The sequence below is a fragment of the Aeromicrobium sp. JP4 genome (assembly GCF_054957925.1).
On the sequence record NZ_CM143290.1, the window covers coordinates 2,603,136 to 2,627,716 of the forward strand.

Here is a 24,581-nt window from a genome sequence, read left to right on the forward strand (position 1 = left end):
GAGGGCCTTCGGCGGTGGGGACTCAGGTCACTTGGCGACCTTGAACGAGCCCGCCTTCACGTAGCCGCGCGGCGTGTAGTTCGCGTTGCCGTAGTAGGCGACGCGGACGACCCACTTGCCCTTGGCGAGCTTCGGCAGCTTCACCAGGCGCTTGCCGCTCGACAGGTTGGCGGTGACGTACGTGCTCTTCTTGCCCTTGGTCAGCTTGATCTTGACCTTGCCGGTCGGGGCGGCCGCGCCCGAGGCGCCCTTGACCGACACGACGGCCAGGCCCTTCTTCTTCGACGTGGGCTTGCGGGTGACCTTGACCTTGCCCTTCGAGGCGGCGGTCCTGGCGATCTTGACGGTGACGGTCGTGGCCGCCGGAGCGGTGAGGCTCGCGTCGGTGGGGGCGAACGTCACGCGGTACGACTTCGTGCCCGCGGTCTGCGTCCTGGGGACCGCGAACGCGGCCGTGCCACCGGCGGCGACGACCTTGCTGCCGAGCCCGGCGACGGTGACGGTTCCGGCGATCGGAGCGGTGACGCCCACGGTGCCACCCTTGCCGTACGCGGTGGACAGGCTCTTCGTCACCGGGACGGCCGGGACGAAGGAGATGGGCGTGTAGGTCTCGAAGGCCGGGTTCGCGGCACCGCTGCCGGGGTACGTGTAGATGCCGAAGCTGCCGCTCATCTCGGGGTTGGCCTGCCGGACGGTGTCCAGGAGCGCCTTGCTGATCTCGAACGAGGTCTCGAACGTGCCGTCGGCGTTCAGCTCGAACGCGCCACCGCTGGAGAGGTCCTCGAACTGACCCGCAGGGAGCGCCCACTTCTGCTGGACGACCTTGCGTGCCGACGAGGGGGCGCCCGCGGACGGACGCCACGTCTCCGAGAAGTACCCGATGACCACGTACGCGCCGCCGGACCGGCCGGCGAAGGGCGGCCGCGTCCCGATGACGTCCTGCGGGTCGAAGCCTGAGCCGTTCACGGTGACCGTGGCGGTCTCGTCGGGAGCGAACGTCACCTTGGAGACGGTGACGGCCGGCTTCGAGGCGACCTCGAGCTGCGCGCTGATGGGATCCAGGGCCGTGCCCGGGGCGTAGAAGGCCGAGCCCTGGTTGGAGAGCAGACCGGAGCCGGCGGCGGTGATCGTGGTCGGCGCGTCGGTGATCGTCACGGCGACGGGGCTGGAGCTCACGGCACCGGCCAGCTGGATGTCGGCGAACGCGACGTCCTCGTGCGCGACGTCCTCGCTGTCGACGGCGTCGACGACGAGCTGGGCACCCGATCCGGCCACGACGATGCGCGGGTCGGAGATGGTGAGGTCGAGCGCGCCGTCGTGACCGTAGAACTTGACGGCACCCTTGGCGCCGACCGAGGCCTCACCGGCGGCCCACGAGCCCGAGGCCTGCGGGAAGACCGTCTGGGTGCCGGTGTCCGTGGCAGGGGCGGTGGGCGTGATCGTGCCATGGGCGATCGGGCTGGTCAGGTAGTTCCTGAACGACGCCTTCAGGCCCCACGAGATCGAGCCGTCCTCGATCGTCTGCGACTCGGCGGCCTGGGCCGTGGCGGGAGTGAGCGCGAGGACGCCGGCGGTCAGTGCCGCGACGGTCGTCCCGGCGAGCAGGCGACGCCCGCGAACCAAGGTGTGGGGAGACATGCAGATCCTTTCGGAAAGGAAGCCGCCCAACCCGGCGGCCGCTGTAGGTAAGGCACACCTTATAGTGATGAAGTAAGGGTGACCTGACCGGGTCTGCATCCTGACCACCATCCGACGGGAGTGACCGTGCTCGAACGCGCCGACCGGCCCATGCACGTGCGAGTTCTGGGCGTCCTGCTGGCCGCCGTCCTGGCCGTCGCGGCGGCTCCCGCCGTCCGCGCGGATGCTGCCGAGGCTGGAACAAAAGTCACCACCGGGACGATCTCGTGGGGCCTGAAGACGTCCTTCCGGAACTACATCACCGGCCCGATCGCGCACGGCGAGGTCACCACCGGTGCGCCGGCCACCGCGGCGCCCGACGGATTCACGTTCCCCGCGGCCACGGGCACGTGGGGCGACGCGAGCGATGTCGCCGCCCAGGGCTCCGTCCGCTTCGAGGGGCACGACGGCGTCCTCGACCTCACGATCTCCCGGCCGCGTCTCGTGACGTCGGGCGACTCCGCGCGGCTCGAGGTCGACGCCGTGGTCAACGGCGACAGCCGGTCCGGGATCGCGATCGCCGACGTGGACCTCGCCGGCAGGGTCACCTCCTCCGGCACCAAGGTCACCGTCGCCGGCGCGCCCGCCGTGCTCACGCAGGCCGGTGCCGCTCTCTTCTCCTACGAGGGCTCGCCCATGTACGAGGCCGGCACGGCGCTCGATCCGGTGTCCGCGCAGCTCACGCTCGCGACGGTCGTGGAGCCCACCGACCCCGAGCCGACCGAGCCGGGTCCCACCGAGCCCACCGAGCCCGCCCCCACGACCGCGCCGGCCAACGACACGAAGGTCACCGGCGGCTCGCTCGCCTGGGGCCTCAAGCAGTCCTTCCGCAACTACCTGAAGATGGGCTTCGTCGCCGGTGCCACCGAGGCGCTCGCGCCCGCCACCGACGACGGCACGCGCACCACCTTCTCCTCGGCCGCGGGCACCTGGAGCTCCCGGGTGGTCGACGTCCGCACGAGCGGCGGGGTGCGGTTCACGGGCCACCACGGCGTCCTGGACTTCACCGTGCGGAACCTGCGCCTCGTCGTCGACGGCCAGCGCTCGGAGTTGCGCGCGGACGTCCGTGACAGCGAGGGCAACGACCTGAAGAACCTCGCGTTCGCGACGGTCGACCTCCGGGGCCGCGCCAAGGTCGCACGCAACGCCGTCACGATCGCGGGTGCGCCGGTCACCCTCACCCGGGCGGGGGAGGCGATGTTCGACTACAGCGGCTCGCCGATGTACGGCGCGGGGACCGCACTCGATCCGCTGAACGGCACCATCACCGTCAAGGGCGCCACGGCTCCGCCGAAGACGGCACCCGTCGCCCAGCCGGGCAAGACCACTCAGCCGAAGGGTGACCGAAACCGCGGCGGTCGCGCCGGCGAGCTGACGTGGGGCGTCAAGGCCAGCTTCCGCTCCTACATCACCGGCCCCATCGCGAAGGGCTCAGTGTCGGTCTCGGGCGGCGCGTCGTCCACCGGCTCGGGCTACCGCTTCGGACAGTCCTCCACCACGGCGACGCCGCCGAGCGCGCAGGGCTCCACGTCCTACCGGGGCGGCGTGAAGTTCCACGGACATCACGGAACGCTCGACCTGACGATCTCGCAGCCCTCCGTCCGCGTCACGTCGGGAACCTCGGCCACGCTCAGCGCGAGCGTCACCGGTCGCGGCCGCATCGACCTGGCCACGCTCGACCTCGCGGTCGCGCAGCGCTCCACCGAGTCGGGCTGGGTCCGGTACGCCGGCGCGCCGGCGCGCCTCACCACGGCCGGCGCCGGGATGTTCTCCTACCAGGGCCGCGCCTTCTACGCCCCGGGTTCGCTCCTCGATCCCGTGACCTTCTCGGTCGGATCCGTCTCCTCCGGTGGCGCGGCGAGCGCGGTCGTCGCGGCCACCACGAGCGACGACTGGACGCCGCCGGCCACCCCGCCCGCCACCACCGGCCTCACCCTCGAGCAGGACGAGGTGAGGGCCGGCGACCAGGTCACCGCGTCGGGCTCGGGCTTCCTGCCCGGCGAGACCGGCATCAAGGTGGTGCTCTACTCGTCGCCGATCGTGCTGGCCGAGAACGTCACGGCCGACGCCGCGGGCCGCGCCACGTGGAAGGGCACGATCCCGGCCACGCTCGAGCCGGGGAAGCACACCCTGACGTTCCAGGGCTCGGTCGACCGCGGCATCGTGATCGACGTCGCCGAGGCCGAGAAGATCGTCGGCTGCGAGCTCTCCGACGCCCGCCTCGACTGGGGCTTCAAGGAGTCGTTCCGTGCGTACGTGTCCGGCTCGATCGCGAACGGCGACTGGACCACGCAGGGCGACGCCTCGTACGAGACGCCCGAGTTCACCTGGTCGAAGGGCGAGGGCGTGCTCGACGAGACGACGCGCGCGGGCGAGCTGGAGTTCGGCGGAACCGTCGTCTTCACGGGCCACGACGGAGCGCTCGACACCACGATCGCCAACCCCGCCGTGACCATGACCGACGCGAAGTCCGCCACGCTCTCGGTCGACTACACCGGCGGCACGATGGACGCGGCGATGGCCGGGAAGGACGATCGCCGGACGATCGCCGCGGTCCCGTTCGCCGACCTCGACCTCGGCGCGGGCGAGGTCTCCGAGAACGGCCAGACCGTCACGATCTCGGGCATCCCCGCCACGCTCACCAGTGCCGGCAGCGCAGCCTTCCCGAACTACGAGAGCGGCGCGGCACTCGATCCCGTGACCCTGACGTACACGGTGGCGAAGGACTGCGCCACCGTCGCGGCGCAGCCCGCAGGGGGCACCGACGACGCGGCGGCCGTGGCCATCGCCCCGCTGACCCCGACCGCCTCCCGCGACTGGCTGGTGTGGATAGGCGGCACGGTCCTGCTCATGCTCGCGGCGATCGCCGGCACGGTGCTCGTCATGCGACGCCGGACCTCCGGGGCGGACGCATGAGGCGGCCGGTGCGCGCGGCCGCCGCCGTGCTGACCGCTCTGTCGATGCTGCTGCTCACGGCCTGTGGTCCCGGCGAGGCTGGCAGCGACCCCGCCGCCGGTGCCGACCTGCCGGCGCTGTCCGAGCTCGAGGCGTCCCAGCCGGCCAAGGAGATCACCGGACCCAGCACGGCGCTGCTCCGTGATCGTCACGTCGAGCCGATCGACACGGACGAGGAGCCGCAGCTTCCGGCGACGGTCGTCTCGCACGTGCGCTCGGGCGACACCAAGGTCACCGTCACCGACACCTCGCGCATCGTCGCCTTCGACATGGCGGGCTCGATCGCGGCCTCGCTGTGGGGCCTCGGCCTGGGCGACCAGCTCGTGGCGCGCGACGTCTCCACCGACTTCCCGGGCGCGGAGGACCTCCCCCTCATCACCGCCGAGGGCCACGCGGTCAACGCGGAGTCCGTCATGGCGCAGAAGCCCACCGTGATCATCACCGACGGGTCGATGGGCCCGCGCGACGTGGTCGAGCAGCTCGCCGACACCGGCGTGCCGGTGATCTTCCTCGACAACGACGCCAGCTTCGAGGGGGCCGCCCAGCTGGCTCGCGACGTCGGCGCCGCCGTCGGCCTGCCCGAGTCCGGCCAGGCCCTCGCCGACCGCATCGAGGCCGACGTCGAGACGGCCAAGGCCGAGGTGGAGCGCTTCGTCCCGCAGCAGGAGTCCGACCGCCTGCGGATGGTGTTCCTCTACCTGCGCGGCAACTCCGGCGTCTACTACCTCTTCGCCGACGACTCCGGCGTGGGCGACCTCGTGGGCGCGCTCGGCGGCGTGAACGTCGCGAACGAGATGGGCTGGAAGGGCATGCAGCCGCTCACCGACGAGGCGCTGGTCAAGGCGAAGCCCGACCTCATCCTCGTGATGACGAACGGCCTCGAGTCCACCGGAGGCGTCGACGGCCTGCTGGCCGAGAAGCCCGCGATCGCACTGACGCCCGCCGGCCAGAACAAGCGCTTCGTCGACATGTCCGACGGCGACGTCCTGTCCTTCGGTCCCCGCTCCGCGGGCGTCGTCGAGGCGCTGGCCCGCGCGATCTACGTGCCCGAGGCCCAGAAGTGACGCGGTGGTGAGCGCCGGCCGGCGCACCGCGGTGCTGGCCGGGTTCGCCGTCCTCCTGCTCGTCGGCACGTTCGTGTCGGCCTCGGTGGGCCAGCTCCCCGTCGGCCCTCGCGACGTCGTCGGCGCGATGCTGCACGGCATCGGCATCGACACCTCGTGGCGCCCGGACGACATGATCGTCGAGCAGACGCTGCTGCAGATCCGCTTCCCGCGGGTGGCGATGAGCCTGCTCGTCGGTGCCACCCTCGCCGTGGCGGGTGCGGTCATGCAGGCGATCTTCGGCAACCCGCTCGCCGAGCCCGGCGTGGTCGGGGTCTCGGCGGGTGCCGCCCTCGGCGCGGCCATCGCGCTGTCCTTCGGGTTCGTCGCGCTGGGCGGCTGGGGCGTCGCCGTGCTGGCGTTCGCCGGCGGCTTCGCGGCCACCGTTCTCGTCTACGCCACCGCGCGGGTCGGCGGTCGCACCGAGGTGGTCACCCTGCTGCTGACCGGCATCGCCGTGAACGCCTTCGCCGGCGCCGGCCTCGCGCTGGTGATGTTCGCGTCCGACACCGGCTCGCGCGAGCAGATCGTCTTCTGGCAGCTCGGCTCGATGAACGGCTCGCGCTGGAGCGAGGTCCTCATCGTCGCCGCGGTGGGGCTGCCCGCCGTCGTGGTCGCGTGCCTGCTGGCGCGCCGCTACGACCTGCTGGCGCTGGGGGAGCGCACCGCGGCCCACCTCGGGCTGCGGGTCGAGCGACTGCGCATCGGCTCGATCCTGCTGGTCGCGCTGCTGACCGGCGTGGCGGTCGCGTTCGCCGGCATCATCGCGTTCGTCGGCCTGGTCGTGCCGCACCTCGTGCGCATGCTGCTGGGCCCCTCGCACCGCACGCTCCTGATCGCGAGCGTGATCGGTGGCGCGGCGCTGCTCGTGTGGGCCGACCTGCTCGCGCGCACGATCGTCCCGGGCTCCGACCTGCCGATCGGCCTGCTGACCTCGCTGATCGGCGGACCGTTCTTCTTCTACCTCGTCCGGGCGACGCGCTCGAAGGCCGGGGGATGGGCATGACCGCGGCGTACGAGGTCCGCGGCCTGGTGTGCCGCCTCGGCGGGCGCGACATCGTCCGCGGGGTCGACCTCGACGTCGTCCACGGTGAGGTGCTGGCGCTCGTGGGCCCCAACGGCGCCGGCAAGTCCACCCTGCTGGGCGCCCTGACCGGTGACGTCCCGATCGCCGAGGGCGATGTGCGCCTCGACGGCCGCCCCCTGGCACAGTGGTCGGCGCGCGAGCTCGCGCGCACGCGTGCGGTGCTCCTGCAGGCCAACCAGGTCAGCTTCCCGTTCACCGTCCGCGAGGTCGTGGAGATGGGGCGCAATCCCTGGGTCGGTCACGCCACGGCGGCGCAGGACGACGAGGCGATCGCCGAGGCCATCGAGCGCACGGACATCGCCCACCTCCTGGAGCGGCCGTTCACGGCCCTCTCGGGCGGCGAGAAGGCCCGCGCGTCCCTGGCTCGCGTGCTGGCGCAGCGCACCGGCGTGGTCCTTCTCGACGAGCCCACCGCGGCCCTCGACCTGCGCCACCAGGAGGAGGTCATGGTCGTCGCGCGATCTCTCGCCGCGGCCGGCCGTGCCGTCGTCGTGGTCCTGCACGACCTGTCGCTGGCGGCGGCCCGCGCCGATCGCATCGCGATGATCGACGGCGGACGCCTCGTCAGCGCGGGGACGCCGGCCGAGGTGCTCACGCCCGAGCGCGTCGAGTCGGTGTACGGCATCGCCGTGCACGTGCTGCCCGCCCCCGACGGTCACCTGATCGTCATCCCACATCGTGGTCTTTCGGACACAGTGTCATCTTGATCTGACAACGTGTCATATCATTGAGCCACACCCCCACAGAGAGGCGCGACCATGACCGTGCTGCCGACCGAGACCGGACTGTCCGTGCAGATGCGCGACGGCTCCCAGGCCGAGCACAAGGACGCCGAGGGCTCGAGCTTCATGTCGTGCCTGCTCGACGGCCGGGTGAACGAGACCGGCTACACCGAGTACCTGGCGATGCTGCGCCCGATCTACGCCGCGCTCGAGTCCGTGGGTGCCGGCCTGGCCGATGACCCGATCGCCGGCGCCGTGATCGATCCCGCGATCAACCGCCTCGCCGCGATCGACGCCGACCTCGCGTTCTGGTCCGGTGGTGCCGGCGTGCCGCAGGTGCACAGCGCCGCCGTCGACCGCTACGTCGCGCGCATCGAGGCCTCGGCCGCCGATCCCGCGCTGTTCGTCGCGCACCACTACACGCGCTACCTCGGCGACCTGTCGGGTGGACAGGCGATCGGCCGCATCCTCGCGCGCACGTTCGACCTGCCTGAGAGTCAGGGCATCGCCTTCTACCAGTTCGCGGCCGTCCCCAAGCCGAAGCCCTACAAGGACGCCTACCGCGCCAGCCTGGACTCCCTCCCGCTGACCGCCCGCGACCAGCAGCGGGTCGTCGAGGAGGTCAAGGTGGTCTTCGGTCTCAACGGTGCGCTCTTCGCGGAGCTCTCGACCCAGCTGCCGCGCTTCGCCCGCTGACCCTCGCCGCGGGCGGTGACGCCGCCATGCGGGACAATCGGGACATGACCCATGTCGTGATCATCGGTGGCGGACCCGGCGGCTACGAGGCGGCGCTGGTCGCCAGGCGGCTGGGTGCCGAGGTCACGCTCGTCGAGCGCGACGGGCTGGGCGGCTCCACGGTGCTGACCGACTGCGTGCCCAGCAAGACCCTCATCGCGACGTCCGACCTCCTGCACGAGGTCAGCCGCTCCGCCGAGCTCGGCGTCGAGGTGCCGAAGGCGCCCCGCGCCGACCTCGCCTCCGTCAACGACCGTGTCCTGCGCCTGGCCTCGGCCCAGTCCGACGACATCGCCGAGCGCGTGGTCTCCGCCGGGGTCACCGTCCTGTCGGGCACCGCCCGCGTCGCCGACGCTCGCACCGTGATCGCCTCGACGCCCGACGGCGAGGTCCGGCTCGCCGCCGACGGCATCCTCCTCGCCACCGGTGCGCACCCGCGGGTCAGCGCCGACGCCCAGCCCGACGGCGAGCGCATCCTCACGTGGGAGCAGGTGTACGCGCTGCGCGAGCTCCCCGAGCACATGATCGTCGTCGGCTCCGGCGTCACGGGCGCGGAGTTCGCCAGCGCCTACAACGGACTGGGAGCCGAGGTCACCCTCGTGTCCAGCCGCGACCGGGTGCTGCCGGGGGAGGACCCCGACGCCGCCAACCTCATCGAGGACGTCTTCCGCCGCCGGGGCATGAAGGTCCTCGGCAAGTCCCGCATGGCCTCCACCCGCCGCGAGGGCGACCAGGTCGTCGTCACGCTGACCGACGGCCGCACGGTCACCGGCTCCCACTGCCTGCTGGCGCTCGGCTCCATCCCGAACACGGCCGACCTCGGCCTCGACGAGGTCGGGATCGACACCGATGACGGCGGCTTCATCGCGGTGGACAAGGTCTCGCGCACGAACATCCCGGGCGTCTACGCGGCCGGCGACTGCACCGGCGTCTTCATGCTCGCCTCCGTCGCGGCACAGCAGGGGCGCATCGCGATGGCGCACCTGCTCGGAGACGCCGTGCACCCGCTGGACCTGCGCAAGGTCTCCAGCAACATCTTCACCTCGCCGGAGATCGCCACCGTGGGCGTCGGCCAGCGCGAGATCGACGAGCAGGGCCTGCTGGTCGACACCGCCATCCTGCCGATCGCGGCGAACCCCCGGGCGAAGATGCAGGGCATCCACGACGGCTTCGTCAAGCTCTACGCGCGGCAGGGCATCGGCGCGCTGATCGGCGGCGTCGTGGTGAGCCCTCGGGCGAGCGAGCTGATCCACACCATCTCGGTCGCGGTGTCGGCGTCGCTGACCGTCGACCACGTGGCCGACGCCTTCAGCGTCTACCCGTCGATGTCCGGCACCGTCGGCGAGGTGGCCCGCCGCCTGCACCGCCAAGTCTGAAGCACGACTTGAATCTGGGCTCCCCACGCGTGTAATCACACGCTTGTTGTTTCGCAGGTCAGACCCGAACTGCTGGAACGGCCTTTCAAAGTGTGGTCTGATGCGGGTGCTCCTCCTGCCACATGAGCAACAGATGTACCCGCCACAGAATGGACTTCCCCCATGCATTCCTGGCCGACCCGCTGCAGCATTGGTCTGACCACGATCGCCGTCGCCGGCGCCTGCTTGATGCTGCCTGCCCCCGCGCAGGCCGCCGGAACCGACATCGTCGTGTCGCGCCCTGCCGCCACGGCACCCACCGAGGCCACCACGACCGCTCCGGTCTCCGAGGCCGTCGAGGTCGAGCAGACCGCCGTCGAGCCCGACCCCGCTGCCGACGGTGACGCCGTCGAGCGCGCCACCGTGGACCCGTTCCGGATGGTCGGCGTCACGTGGGGCGCGGACTCCGACGCCGCCGACGTCACGGTGCGCGTCCAGGTGCGGACGAACGGCGCGTGGAGCGACTGGCAGCGTCTCGACGTCGAGGACAGCGCGGACGGCGGTCGCCCGGGGACGTCGCCGCTGTGGACCGAGGCTCCCGCCGATGGCGTCGCCGTCGAGGTCAAGGCCGCCTCCGGCACGGCCCAGGACGTCAAGGTCACGACGATCGACCCGGGCAAGCCCGAGGTCGTCACGCCGGTCACCCCGGCGTCCTACAGCCTCTCCGAGGAGGAGGAAGGCACCACCGAGGCGGTGGCCGCGGACGGCACCCCCAAGGTCGTGCCGATGCCCTCGATCATCACGCGGGCGCAGTGGAAGGCCGGCGCGGGCACCAGTTGCAGCGCCCCGGTCACCCGCCCCAAGGCCCTCGGTGTGGTCATCCACCACACGGCGGGCTCCAACACCTACACGAAGTCCGAGTCCGCGGGCCTCGTGCGCAGCTACCAGACGTACCACGTCAAGGGCCGTGGTTGGTGCGACATCGGCTACAACTTCCTCGTCGATCGCTTCGGCCAGATCTTCGAGGGCCGCAAGGGCGGCATGACCAAGCAGGTGCGTGCCGCGCACTCGGGCGTCGACGCGGTGAACCAGTACGCCACGGGCATCTCGATGATGGGCCACTTCGACTACGTGAAGCCCAGCGCCGCGATGCAGTCCGCGGTCGTGCGGCTCGCCGGCTGGCGGCTGAAGTTCTTCGGTGCGAACCCGAAGGGCACCTACGCGACCGGCGGAAAGCGGTACTCGGTCATCAACGGCCACCGCAACGTGACGTCGACCGGATGCCCCGGCAAGTACGGGTACGCGTGGATCGGCGCCGTCGGCGGCCTGCGCGACCGCGCCGCCACGTACATCTCCAAGGCCACCTCGGCCGCGGGCGCCCCGACGGCGGCTCCGGCCCCGATCAAGACCTACGCGACTCCCAAGGGCGTGAAGGTGTCCGCGTCGACGACCTCGGCGAAGGTCTCCTGGGCTGCCGTCGCAGGCGCTCCGGGCTACCGGGTGATGGTCTCGCCCACGGGCAGCTCGGCCGGCGCGAAGTACTACAACGTCGGCGCCACGTCCGCGACGATCACCGGCCTGTACTCGCGCCGCACCTACGTCTTCCGCGTGTCCGTCTGGAACCCCACGGCCAAGAAGCGCGTGAGCCCCTACACGGCCAAGCCCATGCCCACGGCGCGTACGCGGGCCTTCACGGCCCCCACGGGCCTGAAGCTGACCACGAGGACCTCGACGGGCCTGCGGTTCGCTTGGAAGGCGCAGGCGGGCGCTCCGGCCTACCGCGTCATGTACTGGGAGACCGGCACGACGAAGAAGCGCTACGTCACGGCCTACAAGAACGCCGTCGCGATCAAGAAGCTGAAGCGGGGCGGCAAGTACCAGGTGCGCGTCTCGGTCTTCTCGCCCGGCACGGGGGAGCGCGTGAGCGCCTACTCGGCCAAGCCCTACCCCGCCGGCACCACGCTCGGCGCCAGCGGAGCCAAGGCGCCCGCGCCGGCCCCGAAGCCGAAGCCGGCACCCGCGCCCGCCCCCTCGGCGCGCAACGTCGTGAAGCCCGCGGGCGGCAAGGTGACGTTCAAGGGCCACGGCTACGGGCACGGCATCGGGATGAGCCAGTACGGCGCCGAGGGCGGCGCCCGTGCCGGCCAGAAGTACGACGCGATCCTCAAGAAGTACTACCCGGGCACGAAGCTGACGTTCAAGTCCGCCACGATCCGCGTGCAGGTCTCGGCCGACACGACGAACTCCGTCCAGGTGAAGCACCAGAGCGGGCTGAAGCTGCGCACGCTGGCCAACAACGCCGTCCAGGCGCTGCCCGCGAAGGTGGGCTCGCGGACGGTCTCGGACTGGACGATCGACACCGCCCCCAGCAACCGCGGCCTGAACACGGTCTCCTACAAGTCCGGCTCGGCCTGGTACGCGTTCCGCACGTTCAAGTCGGACGCCCAGTTCGAGGGCCCCGCGACCATCCGGCTGGTGATGCCGAACGGCAGCACCCGCGCCTACCGCGGCGCGCTCCGCTCCGCCAAGCCGACGAAGACCACGCGCGACACGGTGAACGTCCTGAGCCTCGAGGCCTACGTCCGCGGCGTCGTCGCCCGTGAGATGCCGTCCAGCTGGAGCATGGAGGCGCTCAAGGCGCAGTCGGTCGCGGCGCGCACCTTCGGCTCGCGCTTCCTCGGCTCGTCGCGGCACTACGACATCTGCGACACGGTCTCGTGCCAGGTGTACGGCGGGTACGCCGACGAGACGAAGCGCACCAACGACGCGATCCTCGGCACCAAGGGCAAGATCCTGACCTACCAGGGGGCCCCGGCTCTGACGCAGTTCTCGAGCTCCTCGGGCGGCTTCACCAACCAGGGCTCGACGCCGTACCTCAAGGCGGTCAGTGACCCGTGGGACAACTGGTCGGGCAACCGAAACCACGCGTGGAGCCACGCGGTGAGCGCCTCGGCGATCCAGAAGAAGTACCCGACGATCGGGAAGCTGACGTCGATCACGGTGACGAAGCGCAACGGTCACGGCTCGCTGGGCGGCCGCGTGGTCTCGCTGAAGCTGCAGGGCTCCAAGGCGAGCCGCACCATCACGGGCGTCGACGCGCGCTGGGCGTTCGGGCTGAAGTCGGACTGGTTCGGCTTCTGAGGGTCACGGATGGGATGATCGTCCCATGCTGAGCGCGCGACTCTGGATCACGATCGTCACGGCCGCCGTGGCCAATGCCGTCTCCCTTGGTGTCGCCGCGTGGGTGCTCGACGGCTTCACGCTGACGCTGGGCTGGTGGGTGGCGGCCGTCGTGCTGTTCACGGTCCTGAGCGTCGTGCTGCGCACCCTCGCGCTGCGCCTGCTCGGTCCGGGCTGGCTCCGCGTCTACACGATCGCCGGCGGACTGGCCGTCACGGCGCTCGCACTCGTGCTCACCGATGCGATCGTGCCGAGCCCGGGCTTCGACATCGACGGCTGGGGCACCTGGGCCTTCGCCACCCTGATCGTCTGGGCCACCGGCGTGGCCTTCGGCGAGGTCGACCACCACGCCCCGGCCTCCACGCCCGGCGTCTCGCCCGACATCCGCGCCGCCGTGCGCGAGGGCGACCGACGCGCCTCCTGAGCCAGCCTCAGGCCAGCGCCAGGAAGAGCTTCTCCAGCTTCTTGCTGTCGACGCTGTCGGGGCCCTCCTCGACCAGGCACTTCTGCAGTCCGGTCGACACGAGCGCGTAGCCGCTCCGCGCGATCGCCTTGTTGACCGCGGCGAGCTGGGTGAGCGCGTCCTCGCACTCGGTGCCCTCCTCGAGCATCCGGATCACGGATGCGAGGTGGCCGTTCGCCCGCTTCAGCCGGGTGGCGATCGCCTTGACCTCGTCAGGCTCGAGCTGCATCGTCGACCTCCTCGTGGTGGACCAGTGCGTCCATCATGCCGGTGAGCCGGCGACGTGCCTCGGCGGCCACCTCGTCGAGCTCGGCGGACGAACCTAGCTCGGTCATGACGGCGGGGTCCAGGACGTCGACCCGGCTGCCGTCGCCGCTCGCGGTCACGACCACGTTGCACGGCAGCAGCGTCGCGATGCGCGGGTCGGTGGCCAGGGCGCGGTGCGCGAGCTCGGGACGGCAGGCGCCGAGGATCACGCGGGGCGGGGTCTCGACACCCAGCTTCGCGCGCAGTGTGGCCCGGAGATCGATCTCGGTCAGCACGCCGAAGCCCGCATCGACCAGGAGCGCTCGGACGCGCTCCAGCGTCTGCTCGTAGGGCTGGGGCACGGTCGCGCTGAGAGTGAAGTCCGTCATGGTGCATCCCTTCTCTTGATCCCCCTGGGGGGTTGTCGGTAGGTTCTATCTTAACCCCCTGGGGGGATACAGCCAACCCGCAACGAGAGGTGTCGAATGAGTCACTCCGCCCCTGAGTCCGGACAGCACGGACCGGCCGTCCTGAAGGACCTGTCGCCGCTGCACCGCCAGCTGCGTCGCGCGATCCCGGACGTCTACCGCGGCTTCGCCGAGCTCTCCGGTGCCGCCTTCGCCGACGGCGCGATGGACCGCAGGACCAAAGAGCTGATCGCCCTCGCGATCGGCGTGGTCGAGGGGTGCGACGGCTGCATCGCCTCGCACGCCCAGGCGGCCGTACGCGCCGGTGCCACCCGCGAGGAGGCGGCCGAGGCCATCGGCGTCACGTTCCTCATGCACGGAGGCCCGGCGACGATCCACGGCGCGCGCGCCTACAGCGCCGTGTGCGACTTCGCGGACGCGCTCGAGGCGGGGGAGGGGGCGTCCTGATGTGCCGTCCCACGCGATGCCGGACGTGCGGCAAGACGACTTGGGCCGGCTGCGGGCAGCACGTGGCGGCCGTCAGGGCCGCGACCCCGCCGGGCCAGTGGTGCGGCGGCCACGAGGACAGTGACCGGGGAGGGTGGCTGAGCCGGATCCTGGGGCGCTGACCCGAACGCGACGACGCCCCGGTCGAGGACCGGGGCGTCGCGGGGTGGTGCGGTGTGGCTCAGGCGTCCTTGAGGTCGCAGATGACCGCGCCGGCGCCGACGGTCTCGCCGATGGCGGCGGAGAGGCCGGTGACGGTGCCCGCCTTGTGGGCGTTGATCGGCTGCTCCATCTTCATCGCCTCGATGACCAGGACCAGGTCGCCCTCGGCGACCTCCTGGCCCTCCTCGACGGCGAGCTTGACGACGGTGCCCTGCATGGGCGAGGTCAGCGAGTCGCCGCTGGCGGCCGCGCCTGCCGACTTGCCGGCCTTGCGCTTGGCCTTCTTGGTGCCCGTCGCAGCCGCGCTCGCGCCCAGACCGCCCGGCAGGACGACCTCGACGCGCTTGCCGCCGACCTCGACCGTGACGCGCTCGCGCTCGCCCGGCTCGTCGGTCTCGGACGGGCCCGAGTAGGGCTCGAGCTGGTTGTCGTAGTCGGTCTCGATCCACGTCGTGTAGACGTCGAACGATCCCTCGGACGCGTTGTAGGCGGCGTCGTCGAGCACGTCGCGGTGGAACGGGATCACCGTGGGCATGCCCTCGACGACGAACTCGTCCAGCGCGCGACGCGAGCGCTCGATGGCCTGCTCACGCGTGCGGCCCGTGACGATCAGCTTGGCGACGAGGGAGTCGAACGCGCCCGGGACGGTCTCGCCCTCCTCGTAGCCGGCGTCGAGGCGGACGCCGGGGCCCGACGGGGGCGCCCACTTGGTCAGGGTGCCGGGGGCGGGCAGGAAGCCGCGGCCGCCGTCCTCGGCGTTGATGCGGAACTCGATCGAGTGCCCGATGATCTCGGGGTCGTCGTAGCCGAGCTCCTCGCCGGCGGCGATCCGGAACATCTCGCGGACGAGGTCGATGCCGGTGACCTCCTCGGAGACCGGGTGCTCCACCTGCAGGCGGGTGTTGACCTCGAGGAAGCTGATGGTGCCGTCGCGGGCGACGAGGAACTCGCAGGTTCCGGCGCCGACGTAGCCGGCCTCCTTGAGGATCGCCTTGGAGGAGGCGTAGAGGCGCTCGAGCTGGTCCTCGGACAGGAACGGTGCCGGGGCCTCCTCGACGAGCTTCTGGTGGCGACGCTGCAGCGAGCAGTCGCGGGTGGACACGACCACGACGTTGCCGTGGCTGTCGGCCAGGCACTGGGTCTCGACGTGACGCGGCTTGTCGAGGAACTTCTCCACGAGGCACTCGCCGCGGCCGAAGGCGCTGACGGCCTCGCGGACGGCGGACTCGTAGGCCTCGGGGATCTCCTCGATCGTCTTGGCGACCTTGAGGCCGCGGCCACCGCCACCGAAGACCGCCTTGATGGCGACCGGCAGGCCGTGCTCCTTCGCGAACGCGACGACCTCGTCGGCGTCCTCGACCGGGTCCTTGAGGCCCGGCGCGAGGGGCGCGCCCGCGACCAGCGCGATGTGCTTCGCCTTGGCCTTGTCGCCGAGACTCTCGATCGCGGCCGGCGGCGGGCCGATCCAGATCAGCCCGGCGTCGATGACGGCCTGGGCGAAGGCGGCGTTCTCGGCCAGGAAGCCGTAGCCGGGGTGCACGCTGTCGGCGCCGGAGCGCTCGGCCACGGCGATGATCTTCTCGATCGACAGGTAGGAGTCGCCGGGGGTCGAGCCCTCGAGCGAGTACGCCTCGTCGGCGAGGCGCACGAACAGCGCGTCACGGTCGGGCTCGGCGTAGACCGCCACGCTGGCGATTCCGGAATCCTTCGCGGCGCGGATCACGCGGACCGCGATCTCGCCACGGTTGGCGACCAGGACCTTCTGCAGGGGCTTGCTCACGGATACTCCTCGCGTCTGAACGGCAGTGGCGAGTCTAAGGGAGTGTGGTGGAGGTCATTTCGTCGCCCCGGCGAGGTTAACGCCTGTTAACCTTCGTCCATGGACTTCGAACTGTCTCGTGAGCACGAGGACTTCCGGCGGGTCGTCCGTGACTTCGCCGCCGAGCGGATCGCGCCCCACGTCGCGCAGTGGGACCGGGAGCACCACTTCCCGGTCGACGTCGTGCGGGCGATGGGCGACCTCGGGCTGTTCGGCCTGACCGCTCCGGAGGAGTTCGGCGGCTCGGGCGCGGACTTCACCAGCCTGTGCCTGGCCATCGAGGAGCTCGGCCGGGTGGACCAGTCGATCGGCATCACCCTCGAGGCGGGCGTGGGCCTGGGCATCAACCCGATCCAGACGTTCGGCACGCCCGAGCAGAAGGAGCGCTGGCTGCCCGACCTCGTCGCCGGCCGGGCGCTGGCGGGCTTCGGACTCACGGAGCCGGGTGCCGGCTCCGATGCGAGCGCCACCGCCACCAAGGCCGTGCTCGACGGCGACTCCTGGGTGGTCGACGGCGCGAAGCAGTTCATCACCAACTCCGGCAGCGAGATCACCTCGCTCGTCACCGTGACGGCGCGCACCGGCACCCGCGAGGACGGCCGCCCCGAGATCTCGGCGATCGTCATCCCGGCGGGCACGCCCGGGTTCGTGGCCGAGGCCCCCTACGACAAGCTCGGCTGGCACATCAGCGACACGCACGCGCTCAGCTTCAGCGGTGTCCGCGTGCCCGAGGACCACCTGCTGGGCGAGCGGGGACGCGGCTACGCGCAGTTCCTGGCGACCCTCGACGACGGCCGCGTCGCGATCGCCGCGCTGGCCGTCGGCCTGATCGAGGCCTGCCTCGAGGAGTGCGTGCGGTACGCGGGGGAGCGCCAGACGTTCGGCGGCCCCATCGGGCGCAAGCAGGGCGTGGCGTTCCAGATCGCCGACCTCAAGGTGATGGCGGACGCGGCCCGCGCGCTGACCTACCAGGCGGCGGCGATGAAGGACGCGGGGATCACCGGCCAGCGCTTCAAGCAGGCGGCGTCCGTGGCGAAGCTCTACAGCTCGGAGGCCGCCGTGACGGCGACGCGCGTGGCGACGCAGGTGTTCGGCGGCTACGGCTTCATGGAGGAGTACCCCGTGGCGCGGTTCTACCGCGACGCGAAGATCCTCGAGATCGGCGAGGGCACGAGCGAGGTGCAACGCATGCTCATCGCACGCTCGCTCGGCCTGCCGGTCGAGTAGTTCGGGTCAGAGCGCGGTCATCGAACGGCACGGCAGCGGTACGTGCACCGCTCCGTTGCCGAAGTCGACCTGCGCCGAGTTCTTGCCCTGGACGCTGAGGACGCGACCGAGGCCGAACGAGTCGTGGGACACGCGCGCGCCCACTTCGTAGACCTCGTCAGCCACGTCGGGCTTCTTCGGGAAGGGGCTGCTCGCGAGGTGGCGTCGCGGACGCTGTGAGGTGGCCATCGTTCTTCCATGATCCCACGTCGAGCCTGAATGGTGGACCAATTCTCCGTTCCCTGAGACGAATAGGGACCGAATCCGCATTCCGGGCCGATAGGGTTCAGCGGTTCGGTCGCACATTTCTCGGGAGGTACAGCGGTGTTCACCCTGTTCGTTTTGGTCGGTCTGGTCGCAGGAGTCGTCGGCGCGGTGCTGGTGGGTCGGCACCTGCGGGCGCAGTCCAAGCCGTCCGCGCCGGCGACCGGCACGGCGGTCGTGCTCGGCCTGCTCGCGGTGATCGTCGCGGTGGTCTCGATGACCGCCATCGTGCCGACGCGGGAGATCGGTGTCGTCACGTCGTTCGGTCGCCCCGTCGCCGTGTGGTCGAACGGCCTGCACGTGAAGGCGCCGTGGCAGAAGGTCAACAAGCTCGACGGCACGATCCAGACCGACAACTTCACCGGCGCCGACCGCGCGATCGACATCCGCATCGGCAACGGCTCCACGTCGGGCGTCGACGCGACGATCCGCTGGCGGATCCGCCTCGAGGCGGGCAAGGAGCTCTACCAGGACTACCGCCAGATGGAGAACATCCGCGACTCCCTCGTCACGCGCGAGCTCAAGGCCGCGCTGAACGAGGTGCTGGGCGACTACGACCCCCTCGAGTCGGTCAAGGCCGGCATCGGCTCCGACGGCGCCACCACCTCGGCGGGCGTCGACCTGAACGCCTACTCGGCCCAGGTGCACGAGGCGCTGTCCGAGCGCGTCGGCGAGGACGTCGAGGTGCTCAGCGTGATCCTGCCGATCATCCGCTTCGACAAGCAGACGCAGGAGAAGATCAACGCCTACCAGGCCGAGGTCGCCAACACGCGGATCGCCCAGCAGCGCGAGGCCACCGCGAAGGCACAGGCCCTGGCCAACAAGAACCTGGCCGGCTCGGTGTCCCGCGACCCGAACGTGCTCGTGTCCAAGTGCCTCGACTCGCTCGAGGAGATGGTCAAGGCCGGCCAGGAGGTCCCGATCGGGTTCTCCTGCTGGCCTGGCGGCGCCGGCACCTCGGTGGTCCTCCCGCAGGTGGGAAGGGCCGAGGCCGACCGCTGATCAGCGGCGGCGCCGGAGCACCATGACGAGCCCGGCCGCGAGGACCAGCACCGCCACGGCGCCGCCGATCGCCCACGGCAGGGGTGAGGCGGAGTCCTCGCCGTCGGCAGCCGCCTGGGTGTCGGCGTCGTCGGTCTTCTGCGCCGCGGTCGTGACGGGCGAGTCGACGAGGCGCGAGTCGGCCACCGGGGGGCTCAGCCCCTCGACGTCGGCGTACGTGGGCGTGACGTCGCCGAGCACGTTCTCGCGGTCGAGCGTCAGCGTGTACGGCAGGTTGGTCTCGTCGCCTCGCAGCTTGAGGCTGACGACGACGTAGTGCATCCCCGCCAGCGAGGCTCCCTCGCGGGTGGTGTCGTTCTGCGCGCGGTTCGCGGGGTGCAGCGGCCACGACATCGCGCCGGTGCGGAACGCGATGTTCTCGCGCAGGTTCGCCCACGGGTCGCGGGACCAGTCCTGCGGCCAGTTCCCGTAGAGGCTGATGGTCACGTCGCGCCGCAACGGGTTGATGACCGAGACGTCCAGCCCGCTCCCGATGGCCGCGGCGTCGCGGACCTCGTCGGTGAGCTTCGCGTCGACCTGGGCCCGCACCTGCTCGCCCCAGTCGACCGGGACCGCGAGGACCTGCGTCTCGCCGGCGCTGATGTCCAGCTGGTAGGTGCCCGGCCCGACCTCGGGCGCGCTGGCGATGCTCGTGCCCGGGACGGCCTCGGTGGGGGTGCCGGGCGTCGGCGCGACCCACTCGGGCTCGCCTCCGGCGGCACCGGGTGCGAGGTCGGAGGTGATCGGCGGCTCCTCGTAGACGGCCAGCTCGATCGGACGGCCCTCGATCTGGCCGACGCTGCGCTCCACCTGCACCCCGAGCTCGTCGTCGGTGCGGCACTCGGAGTCGGCGTCCCGCACCCAGCTGGCGACGCCGCCGTAGTAGACCGGCGACCGGCTCGACATGTCGAGGCCGTACGTGGTGGAGCCCGAGCACATGAGGCCGCCGATGCGCTTGGTCCGCAGGGTCGCCGATGCCCCGAGGTCGCCGCTGACGCCACTGATCACGGCACCGACGTGGACGGTCGAGTCGGGCGCCGTCCGCGCGACGCGGTAGTTCGAGGGCCCGCCGACGGCGACCGTGTCGGTGTACTGACCCGGTGCCAGCAGGGGAGCCCCGTCCTCCGTGGGCGTGCCCTTCACCGGGGTGCCGGTGAGGTCGAACGGTCGCGAGGCGCGCACCGAGGAGACGCGCAGGCTGTCGGTCAGGCTCTCGGCGTCGTCCGCGTCGTAGTACGTGCCGTTGCCCTCGTCGGCGACGCACTGCAGCGTCTTCCTCGCGCCGCCGGAGACGTCGAACCCGACGACGTCGATGCGGATGTCGATGCCGACCTTCGCGATCTCCCGGGCGACGACGCAGGGATCGGGGTCGCACGTCGGCTCGCCGTCGGAGACCAGGACGATCGTGCGCTGGCCGGAGTCGCCGAGGTCCTTCGCCGCTTCGCGCAGGGCGTGGCTCGTGGGGGTCCAGCCGACGGGCTCGTAGTCGGCGACGGCCCGGCGGAGCGCGTCGCGGTTGTCCGTGTCGAGGTCGACGATGCGCTCGGAGTCGGTGCACGCCGCCGGGTCGTCCTCGGCGACGTCGCTCGCCCCGTAGACGCGGAAGCCGACGCGCTGCTCGTCGGGGAGGCCGTCGATCACCGCGTCGAGGCCGTCCTTCGCCGCCTGGATGCGGGTGGAGCCGCCGCCGGTGCGCTCGGCCATCGAGCCCGAGGCGTCCATCACCAGCATCATCGCGGTGTCGGCGGCGGGATCCTCCTGTGCGGAGGCGGCGGGCCAGCTCAGTGCGGTGGCCGCCAGCAGGATCGAGCCGACGACGGACAGGGTCTTCTTCAACGTGCTCTCCCCGAGACGAGTGACGATGCGTCGGGGGTCATGCTGCCACGTCAGCGCCAGAGGGAGGTCCACTCGACGCCGAGGTCGCGGGCCATCTCCCTCACCGCGGGGACGCTGACGCCGACCACGTTGTGGTGGTCGCCCTCGATGCGGGTCACGAACGCGGCGCCGAGGCCGTCGATGGTGAAGGCCCCGGCGACCTGCAGGGGCTCGCCGCTGGCGACATAGGCGTCGATCTCGTCGTCGGTGACGTTCGCGAAGTGCACGCGGGTGGCCGCGTGGCGGACGACCTCGTCGGAGCCCAGGCGCAGGCAGTGACCCGTGTGCAGCACGCCCACGTTGCCGCGCATCGCGTACCACCGGCGGCGGGCGATGTCGGGATCGTGGGGCTTGCCCAGGACCTGGCCGTCGAACTCCAGCACGGAGTCGCAGCCCAGCACGAGGGCGTCGGGGTGGTCGGTGGCGACGGCGCGGCACTTCAGGCGCGCCAGCTCGGTCGACAGCTCCGCCGGCGTCGTCGCGGAGACGCCGTCCTCGTCGACGCCCGACACGACGACCTCGGGATCGACGCCGGCGCGCTGCAGGGTGCTGAGGCGGGCGGGCGAGGCCGACGCCAGGACGAACCTCATCGGTCCTCCTCGGGAGTGAGGGTGGGGACGACGCCGTGGGTGGCCGGCGCCGCGTCGAGATCCGGCTCGGCCAGGATCGCGTCGACGAGGGCCTGCGTGCCGCCCACGACCATCCAGGATGGATCGACGTCGGCCGCGATGAACCAGGCCCGGTCGGCGGGCCACGTGAGCGACGCGGGCGGCAGGGTGCGGACGACGTCGGTGTCGTACGGGCGTGCTCCCCAGTCGCCGACGCTCGCGGCCGGACCACGGAACAGCAGGTAGGCACGCTCGCCGTGCAGGTCGACCTTCGGCGCCTCCAGGACGTCGTCGTCGAACGCGGGGCGGATCCGCGGGGGAGTGGGCCGGAACCACAGGTCGCGCAGCCAGTTCCCGCGCAGGGTGGTGTAGGCGCGGCCGGCGTCGGTCAGCTCGCCCCAGCCGTCCCAGAGGCCGAAGAACACATCATCGGGGGTGCGGGTGTGGGCGGCCGCCAGCCGGACGACGTGCGCCATGACCTCGTCGTCGCTGCGGTACGAGACGGACTCACCGTCGTCGAAGCGGACGGTCGCGTAGGCCTCGAAGCCGGGCGGTCCCTGCGTGGCCAGGACCGTCCAGTCCGCCTCCGACCGGACGAACCAGTCGGCGTGCGAGACGTCGGGCTCGTGGCGCAGGCTCATGCCCCGATCGTTCCACACGCGCGGTGGGAAGAAGATTCCCCGGTTACGTGGGTTTGCCGTCACTGACCGGGGATCGCGACCCCCGGCCAGTGACAGGGAACCCACGTAACCGGGGAAACCGTCAGTGCGAACTCAGAGCGCGGAGGCGCGCCACTGGCCGGGGCCGAAGCGGTGCGGTGTGCGGTGCTGGCGCACCGGGTGGCCCCACTGGCTGCGCTGCTTCGGCTTCGCGTCTGCAGCGGCGGCCGCCGCCGCTGCGGCGTTGCGCGCGGCCACGACCGCGACGAGCGCCGCCAGCTCCTCGGGGGTCGGGTCGCCCTTGACGACCCGGAGCACGGGCTTGCGCTCCGGGGTCCCGGTCGCCTCGTTCTCGCTCACAGCGGGATGTTCCCGTGCTTCTTGGGCGGCAGCGTCTCGCGCTTCGTCGCCAGCAGGCGCAGCGCCTTGGAGACCTCGGCGCGGGTCTGGCTGGGCTTGATGACGCCGTCGATGTACCCGCGCTCGGCCGCCACGTAGGGGTTGCAGAGCGTGTCCTCGTACTCGGTCATCAGCTCGGCGCGCAGGGCCTCGGGATCCTCGGCCGCGGCGATGTCGCGGCGGTAGAGGATGTTGACCGCGCCGGATGCGCCGACGACGGCGATCTGGCCGGTGGGCCACGACAGGTTGATGTCGGCACCGAGGTGCTTGGAGCCCATGACGTCGTACGCGCCGCCGTACGCCTTGCGCGTGATGATCGTGACGAGCGGGACGGTGGCCTCGGCGTAGGCGTAGATCAGCTTCGCGCCGCGGCGGATGATGCCGTTCCACTCCTGGTCGGTGCCGGGCAGGAAGCCGGGCACGTCGACGAAGGTCAGGACCGGGATGTTGAACGCGTCGCAGGTGCGCACGAAGCGGGCGGCCTTCTCGGAGGCGTCGATGTCCAGGCAACCGGCGAACTGCATCGGCTGGTTGGCCACGACGCCGACGCTCTTGCCCTCGACCCGGCCGAAGCCGATGACGATGTTCGGCGCGAAGAGCGCCTGGACCTCGAGGAAGTCCTGGTCGTCCAGCACGGTCTCGATGACGGTGCGGATGTCGTAGGGCTGGTTCGCCGAGTCCGGGATGAGGGTGTCGAGCGCGATGTCGAGGTCGGACGGCTCGAGGTCGGCTGCCCCAAGATCCAGTGGAGTGCCGTAGGCCTCGGGCTCCTCCATGTTGTTCTGCGGCAGGTAGGAGATCAGCGCCTTGACGTACTCGAGCGCGTCGTCCTCGTCGGAGGCCAGGTAGTGGGAGTTGCCGCTCTTGGTGTTGTGCGTGCGACCGCCACCGAGCTCCTCCATCGTGACGTCCTCGCCGGTGACCGTCTTGATGATGTCCGGTCCGGTGATGAACATGCCCGAGGTGCCGTCGACCATGACCGTGAAGTCGGTGACCGCGGGCGAGTAGACGTGGCCGCCGGCGCAGTTGCCCATGATGAGGCTGATCTGCGGGATGACGCCCGAGGCGTGCACGTTGCGGCGGAAGATCTCGCCGTAGAGGCCGAGCGAGACGACGCCCTCCTGGATGCGGGCGCCGGCGCCCTCGTTGATGCCGATGATCGGGCAGCCGGACTTGATCGCCAGGTCCATGACCTTGGTGATCTTCTCGCCGTAGACCTCGCCGAGGCTGCCGCCGAAGATGCTGAAGTCCTGGCTGAAGACGCACACCTGGCGGCCGTCGATCGTGCCGTAGCCGGTGATCACGCCGTCGCCCAGCGGCCGGTTCTTGTCGAGGCCGAACGAGGTCGCGCGGTGGCGGGCGAGCGCGTCGAGCTCGACGAAGGAGCCCTCGTCGAGCAGCAGCTCGATCCGCTCGCGGGCGCTCTTGCGGTCGCGTGCGTGCTGCTTCTCGGCGGCGCGGTCGGCCACCTCGACGGTCGCCTCGTGGTGGCGCCGCTCGTAGTCAGCGAGCTTTCCGGCGGTGGTGTGGAGCTCGGGGTGCTCCTCCAGCGGGGTGTCGGGCAGGGCGTCGGTCATGGCGAACACCCTAACCGGGGCGGATTCCGGCCTCGCATCAAGGCAGGTGTGCCAGCCCCTGTCGCCCAGGGCGCGGCGGTGCCATGCTCGAAGGATGAGTCTCGATCCGACGGTGACGAATCCCGCGCACTACCGAGTGATCCTGGAGAACGAGAAGGTCCGCGTGCTGGAGTACACGGACGTCCCCGGCGACGAGACGACGCCGCACGAGCACCCCGACAGCGTCATGTACACCCTCAGCTCGTTCAAGCGCCGCCTCATGTCGGGGGACTTCCAGATGGAGGTGGAGCTCGAGGCCAACACCGTCATGTGGCTGCCCGCGCAGGAGCACCACGCGAAGAACATCGGTGAGACCGACACGCACGTCATCTTCGTCGAGCTCAAGGAGCCCGGGGTCGGTCCCACTCCGGCGGAAGCGGCGGTCGACGCGGTGCTCGGGCCGCAGTAGCGCTGGAGTCGCGTCCGGCCGCGCTG

The 24,581-nt window shown here is 71.2% G+C and carries 22 protein-coding genes; 12 read left to right on the forward strand and 10 right to left on the reverse strand.

Features of this window, described 5'->3' with window-relative positions; all coding sequences use genetic code 11:
* Positions 1-27 precede the first annotated feature (27 nt).
* Positions 28-1,638, reverse strand: a complete 1,611-nt coding sequence (locus tag ACY1JX_RS12730) for an HtaA domain-containing protein (protein WP_462564184.1) — start codon at positions 1,636-1,638, stop codon at positions 28-30.
* Positions 1,639-1,764: 126 nt separating this feature from the next.
* Between ACY1JX_RS12730 and ACY1JX_RS12735 the strand changes: the two genes are divergently transcribed.
* The 8 genes from ACY1JX_RS12735 (at position 1,765) to ACY1JX_RS12770 (ending at position 13,238) form a co-directional block, all read left to right on the forward strand.
* Complete coding sequence (locus ACY1JX_RS12735; RefSeq protein ID WP_462564185.1) at positions 1,765-4,593, forward strand: HtaA domain-containing protein; 2,829 nt, start codon at positions 1,765-1,767, stop codon at positions 4,591-4,593.
* Entirely contained in the window at positions 4,590-5,696 is a 1,107-nt protein-coding gene (locus ACY1JX_RS12740; protein WP_462564186.1) for a heme/hemin ABC transporter substrate-binding protein, read from the forward strand. The genes ACY1JX_RS12735 and ACY1JX_RS12740 overlap by 4 nt, the downstream gene beginning before the upstream one ends.
* A gap of 4 nt (positions 5,697-5,700) precedes the next feature.
* On the forward strand, positions 5,701-6,741 hold the full coding sequence (locus ACY1JX_RS12745) for a FecCD family ABC transporter permease (protein WP_462564187.1): 1,041 nt from the start codon (positions 5,701-5,703) through the stop codon (positions 6,739-6,741).
* Positions 6,738-7,529 (forward strand): heme ABC transporter ATP-binding protein, encoded by a 792-nt coding sequence (locus tag ACY1JX_RS12750; protein ID WP_462564188.1) that lies wholly within the window; start codon positions 6,738-6,740, stop codon positions 7,527-7,529. Before ACY1JX_RS12745 ends, ACY1JX_RS12750 begins: the two co-directional genes overlap by 4 nt.
* Positions 7,530-7,580: 51 nt before the next feature.
* On the forward strand, positions 7,581-8,240 hold the full coding sequence (locus ACY1JX_RS12755; protein ID WP_462564189.1) for a biliverdin-producing heme oxygenase: 660 nt from the start codon (positions 7,581-7,583) through the stop codon (positions 8,238-8,240).
* A gap of 44 nt (positions 8,241-8,284) precedes the next feature.
* Positions 8,285-9,655, forward strand: a complete 1,371-nt coding sequence (locus ACY1JX_RS12760; RefSeq protein WP_462564190.1) for an NAD(P)H-quinone dehydrogenase — start codon at positions 8,285-8,287, stop codon at positions 9,653-9,655.
* A gap of 162 nt (positions 9,656-9,817) precedes the next feature.
* Positions 9,818-12,775 carry a SpoIID/LytB domain-containing protein gene (locus tag ACY1JX_RS12765; RefSeq protein WP_462564191.1) on the forward strand — a complete coding sequence of 986 codons (2,958 nt, stop codon included), beginning with the start codon at positions 9,818-9,820 and terminating at the stop codon, positions 12,773-12,775.
* A 25-nt stretch (positions 12,776-12,800) separates the two neighbouring features.
* On the forward strand, positions 12,801-13,238 hold the full coding sequence (locus ACY1JX_RS12770; RefSeq protein WP_181752689.1) for a phage holin family protein: 438 nt from the start codon (positions 12,801-12,803) through the stop codon (positions 13,236-13,238).
* Between the two features lie 7 nt (positions 13,239-13,245).
* Here ACY1JX_RS12770 and ACY1JX_RS12775 read toward each other — a convergent pair whose 3' ends face one another.
* Both ACY1JX_RS12775 and ACY1JX_RS12780 read right to left on the reverse strand, forming a co-directional pair.
* A complete protein-coding gene (locus ACY1JX_RS12775) occupies positions 13,246-13,506 on the reverse strand; it encodes a metal-sensitive transcriptional regulator (RefSeq protein ID WP_181752687.1) in 261 nt (86 codons plus the stop codon).
* Positions 13,490-13,912: a DUF302 domain-containing protein gene (locus tag ACY1JX_RS12780; protein ID WP_181752685.1), complete on the reverse strand. Its 423-nt coding sequence runs from the start codon at positions 13,910-13,912 to the stop codon at positions 13,490-13,492. Before ACY1JX_RS12780 ends, ACY1JX_RS12775 begins: the two co-directional genes overlap by 17 nt.
* A 96-nt stretch (positions 13,913-14,008) precedes the next feature.
* Between ACY1JX_RS12780 and ACY1JX_RS12785 the strand changes: the two genes are divergently transcribed.
* Positions 14,009-14,398: a carboxymuconolactone decarboxylase family protein gene (locus tag ACY1JX_RS12785; protein ID WP_181752683.1), complete on the forward strand. Its 390-nt coding sequence runs from the start codon at positions 14,009-14,011 to the stop codon at positions 14,396-14,398.
* A 220-nt stretch (positions 14,399-14,618) separates the two neighbouring features.
* Here the strand turns inward: ACY1JX_RS12785 and ACY1JX_RS12790 are convergent, their stop codons facing one another.
* Complete coding sequence (locus ACY1JX_RS12790; RefSeq protein ID WP_462564192.1) at positions 14,619-16,379, reverse strand: acetyl/propionyl/methylcrotonyl-CoA carboxylase subunit alpha; 1,761 nt, start codon at positions 16,377-16,379, stop codon at positions 14,619-14,621.
* 99 nt (positions 16,380-16,478) lie between these two features.
* On the opposite strand from ACY1JX_RS12790, the gene ACY1JX_RS12795 reads away from it, so the two are divergent.
* Positions 16,479-17,645: an acyl-CoA dehydrogenase family protein gene (locus tag ACY1JX_RS12795; RefSeq protein ID WP_462564193.1), complete on the forward strand. Its 1,167-nt coding sequence runs from the start codon at positions 16,479-16,481 to the stop codon at positions 17,643-17,645.
* Between the two features lie 6 nt (positions 17,646-17,651).
* On the opposite strand, the gene ACY1JX_RS12800 is transcribed toward ACY1JX_RS12795, so the two are convergent.
* A complete protein-coding gene (locus ACY1JX_RS12800; protein WP_181752677.1) occupies positions 17,652-17,873 on the reverse strand; it encodes a hypothetical protein in 222 nt (73 codons plus the stop codon).
* Between the two features lie 135 nt (positions 17,874-18,008).
* Here ACY1JX_RS12800 and ACY1JX_RS12805 point away from each other — a divergent pair, with 135 nt between their 5' ends.
* On the forward strand, positions 18,009-18,950 hold the full coding sequence (locus tag ACY1JX_RS12805; protein WP_462564194.1) for an SPFH domain-containing protein: 942 nt from the start codon (positions 18,009-18,011) through the stop codon (positions 18,948-18,950).
* On the opposite strand, the gene ACY1JX_RS12810 is transcribed toward ACY1JX_RS12805, so the two are convergent.
* The 5 genes from ACY1JX_RS12810 to ACY1JX_RS12830 form a co-directional block, all read right to left on the reverse strand.
* Entirely contained in the window at positions 18,951-20,825 is a 1,875-nt protein-coding gene (locus tag ACY1JX_RS12810; protein WP_462564195.1) for a VWA domain-containing protein, read from the reverse strand.
* Positions 20,826-20,875: 50 nt separating this feature from the next.
* Positions 20,876-21,454, reverse strand: a complete 579-nt coding sequence (locus ACY1JX_RS12815) for a Maf family protein (RefSeq protein WP_462564196.1) — start codon at positions 21,452-21,454, stop codon at positions 20,876-20,878.
* Positions 21,451-22,113 carry a hypothetical protein gene (locus tag ACY1JX_RS12820; RefSeq protein WP_462564197.1) on the reverse strand — a complete coding sequence of 221 codons (663 nt, stop codon included), beginning with the start codon at positions 22,111-22,113 and terminating at the stop codon, positions 21,451-21,453. Before ACY1JX_RS12820 ends, ACY1JX_RS12815 begins: the two co-directional genes overlap by 4 nt.
* Positions 22,114-22,245: 132 nt before the next feature.
* The gene (locus tag ACY1JX_RS12825; protein ID WP_462564198.1) at positions 22,246-22,491 is read right to left on the reverse strand and encodes an acyl-CoA carboxylase subunit epsilon; all 246 of its coding nucleotides are present in this window, start codon (positions 22,489-22,491) and stop codon (positions 22,246-22,248) included.
* Complete coding sequence (locus ACY1JX_RS12830; protein ID WP_462564199.1) at positions 22,488-24,107, reverse strand: acyl-CoA carboxylase subunit beta; 1,620 nt, start codon at positions 24,105-24,107, stop codon at positions 22,488-22,490. Before ACY1JX_RS12830 ends, ACY1JX_RS12825 begins: the two co-directional genes overlap by 4 nt.
* Before the next feature lie 94 nt (positions 24,108-24,201).
* On the opposite strand from ACY1JX_RS12830, the gene ACY1JX_RS12835 reads away from it, so the two are divergent.
* Entirely contained in the window at positions 24,202-24,555 is a 354-nt protein-coding gene (locus ACY1JX_RS12835; RefSeq protein WP_462564200.1) for a hypothetical protein, read from the forward strand.
* Positions 24,556-24,581: the final 26 nt, after the last annotated feature.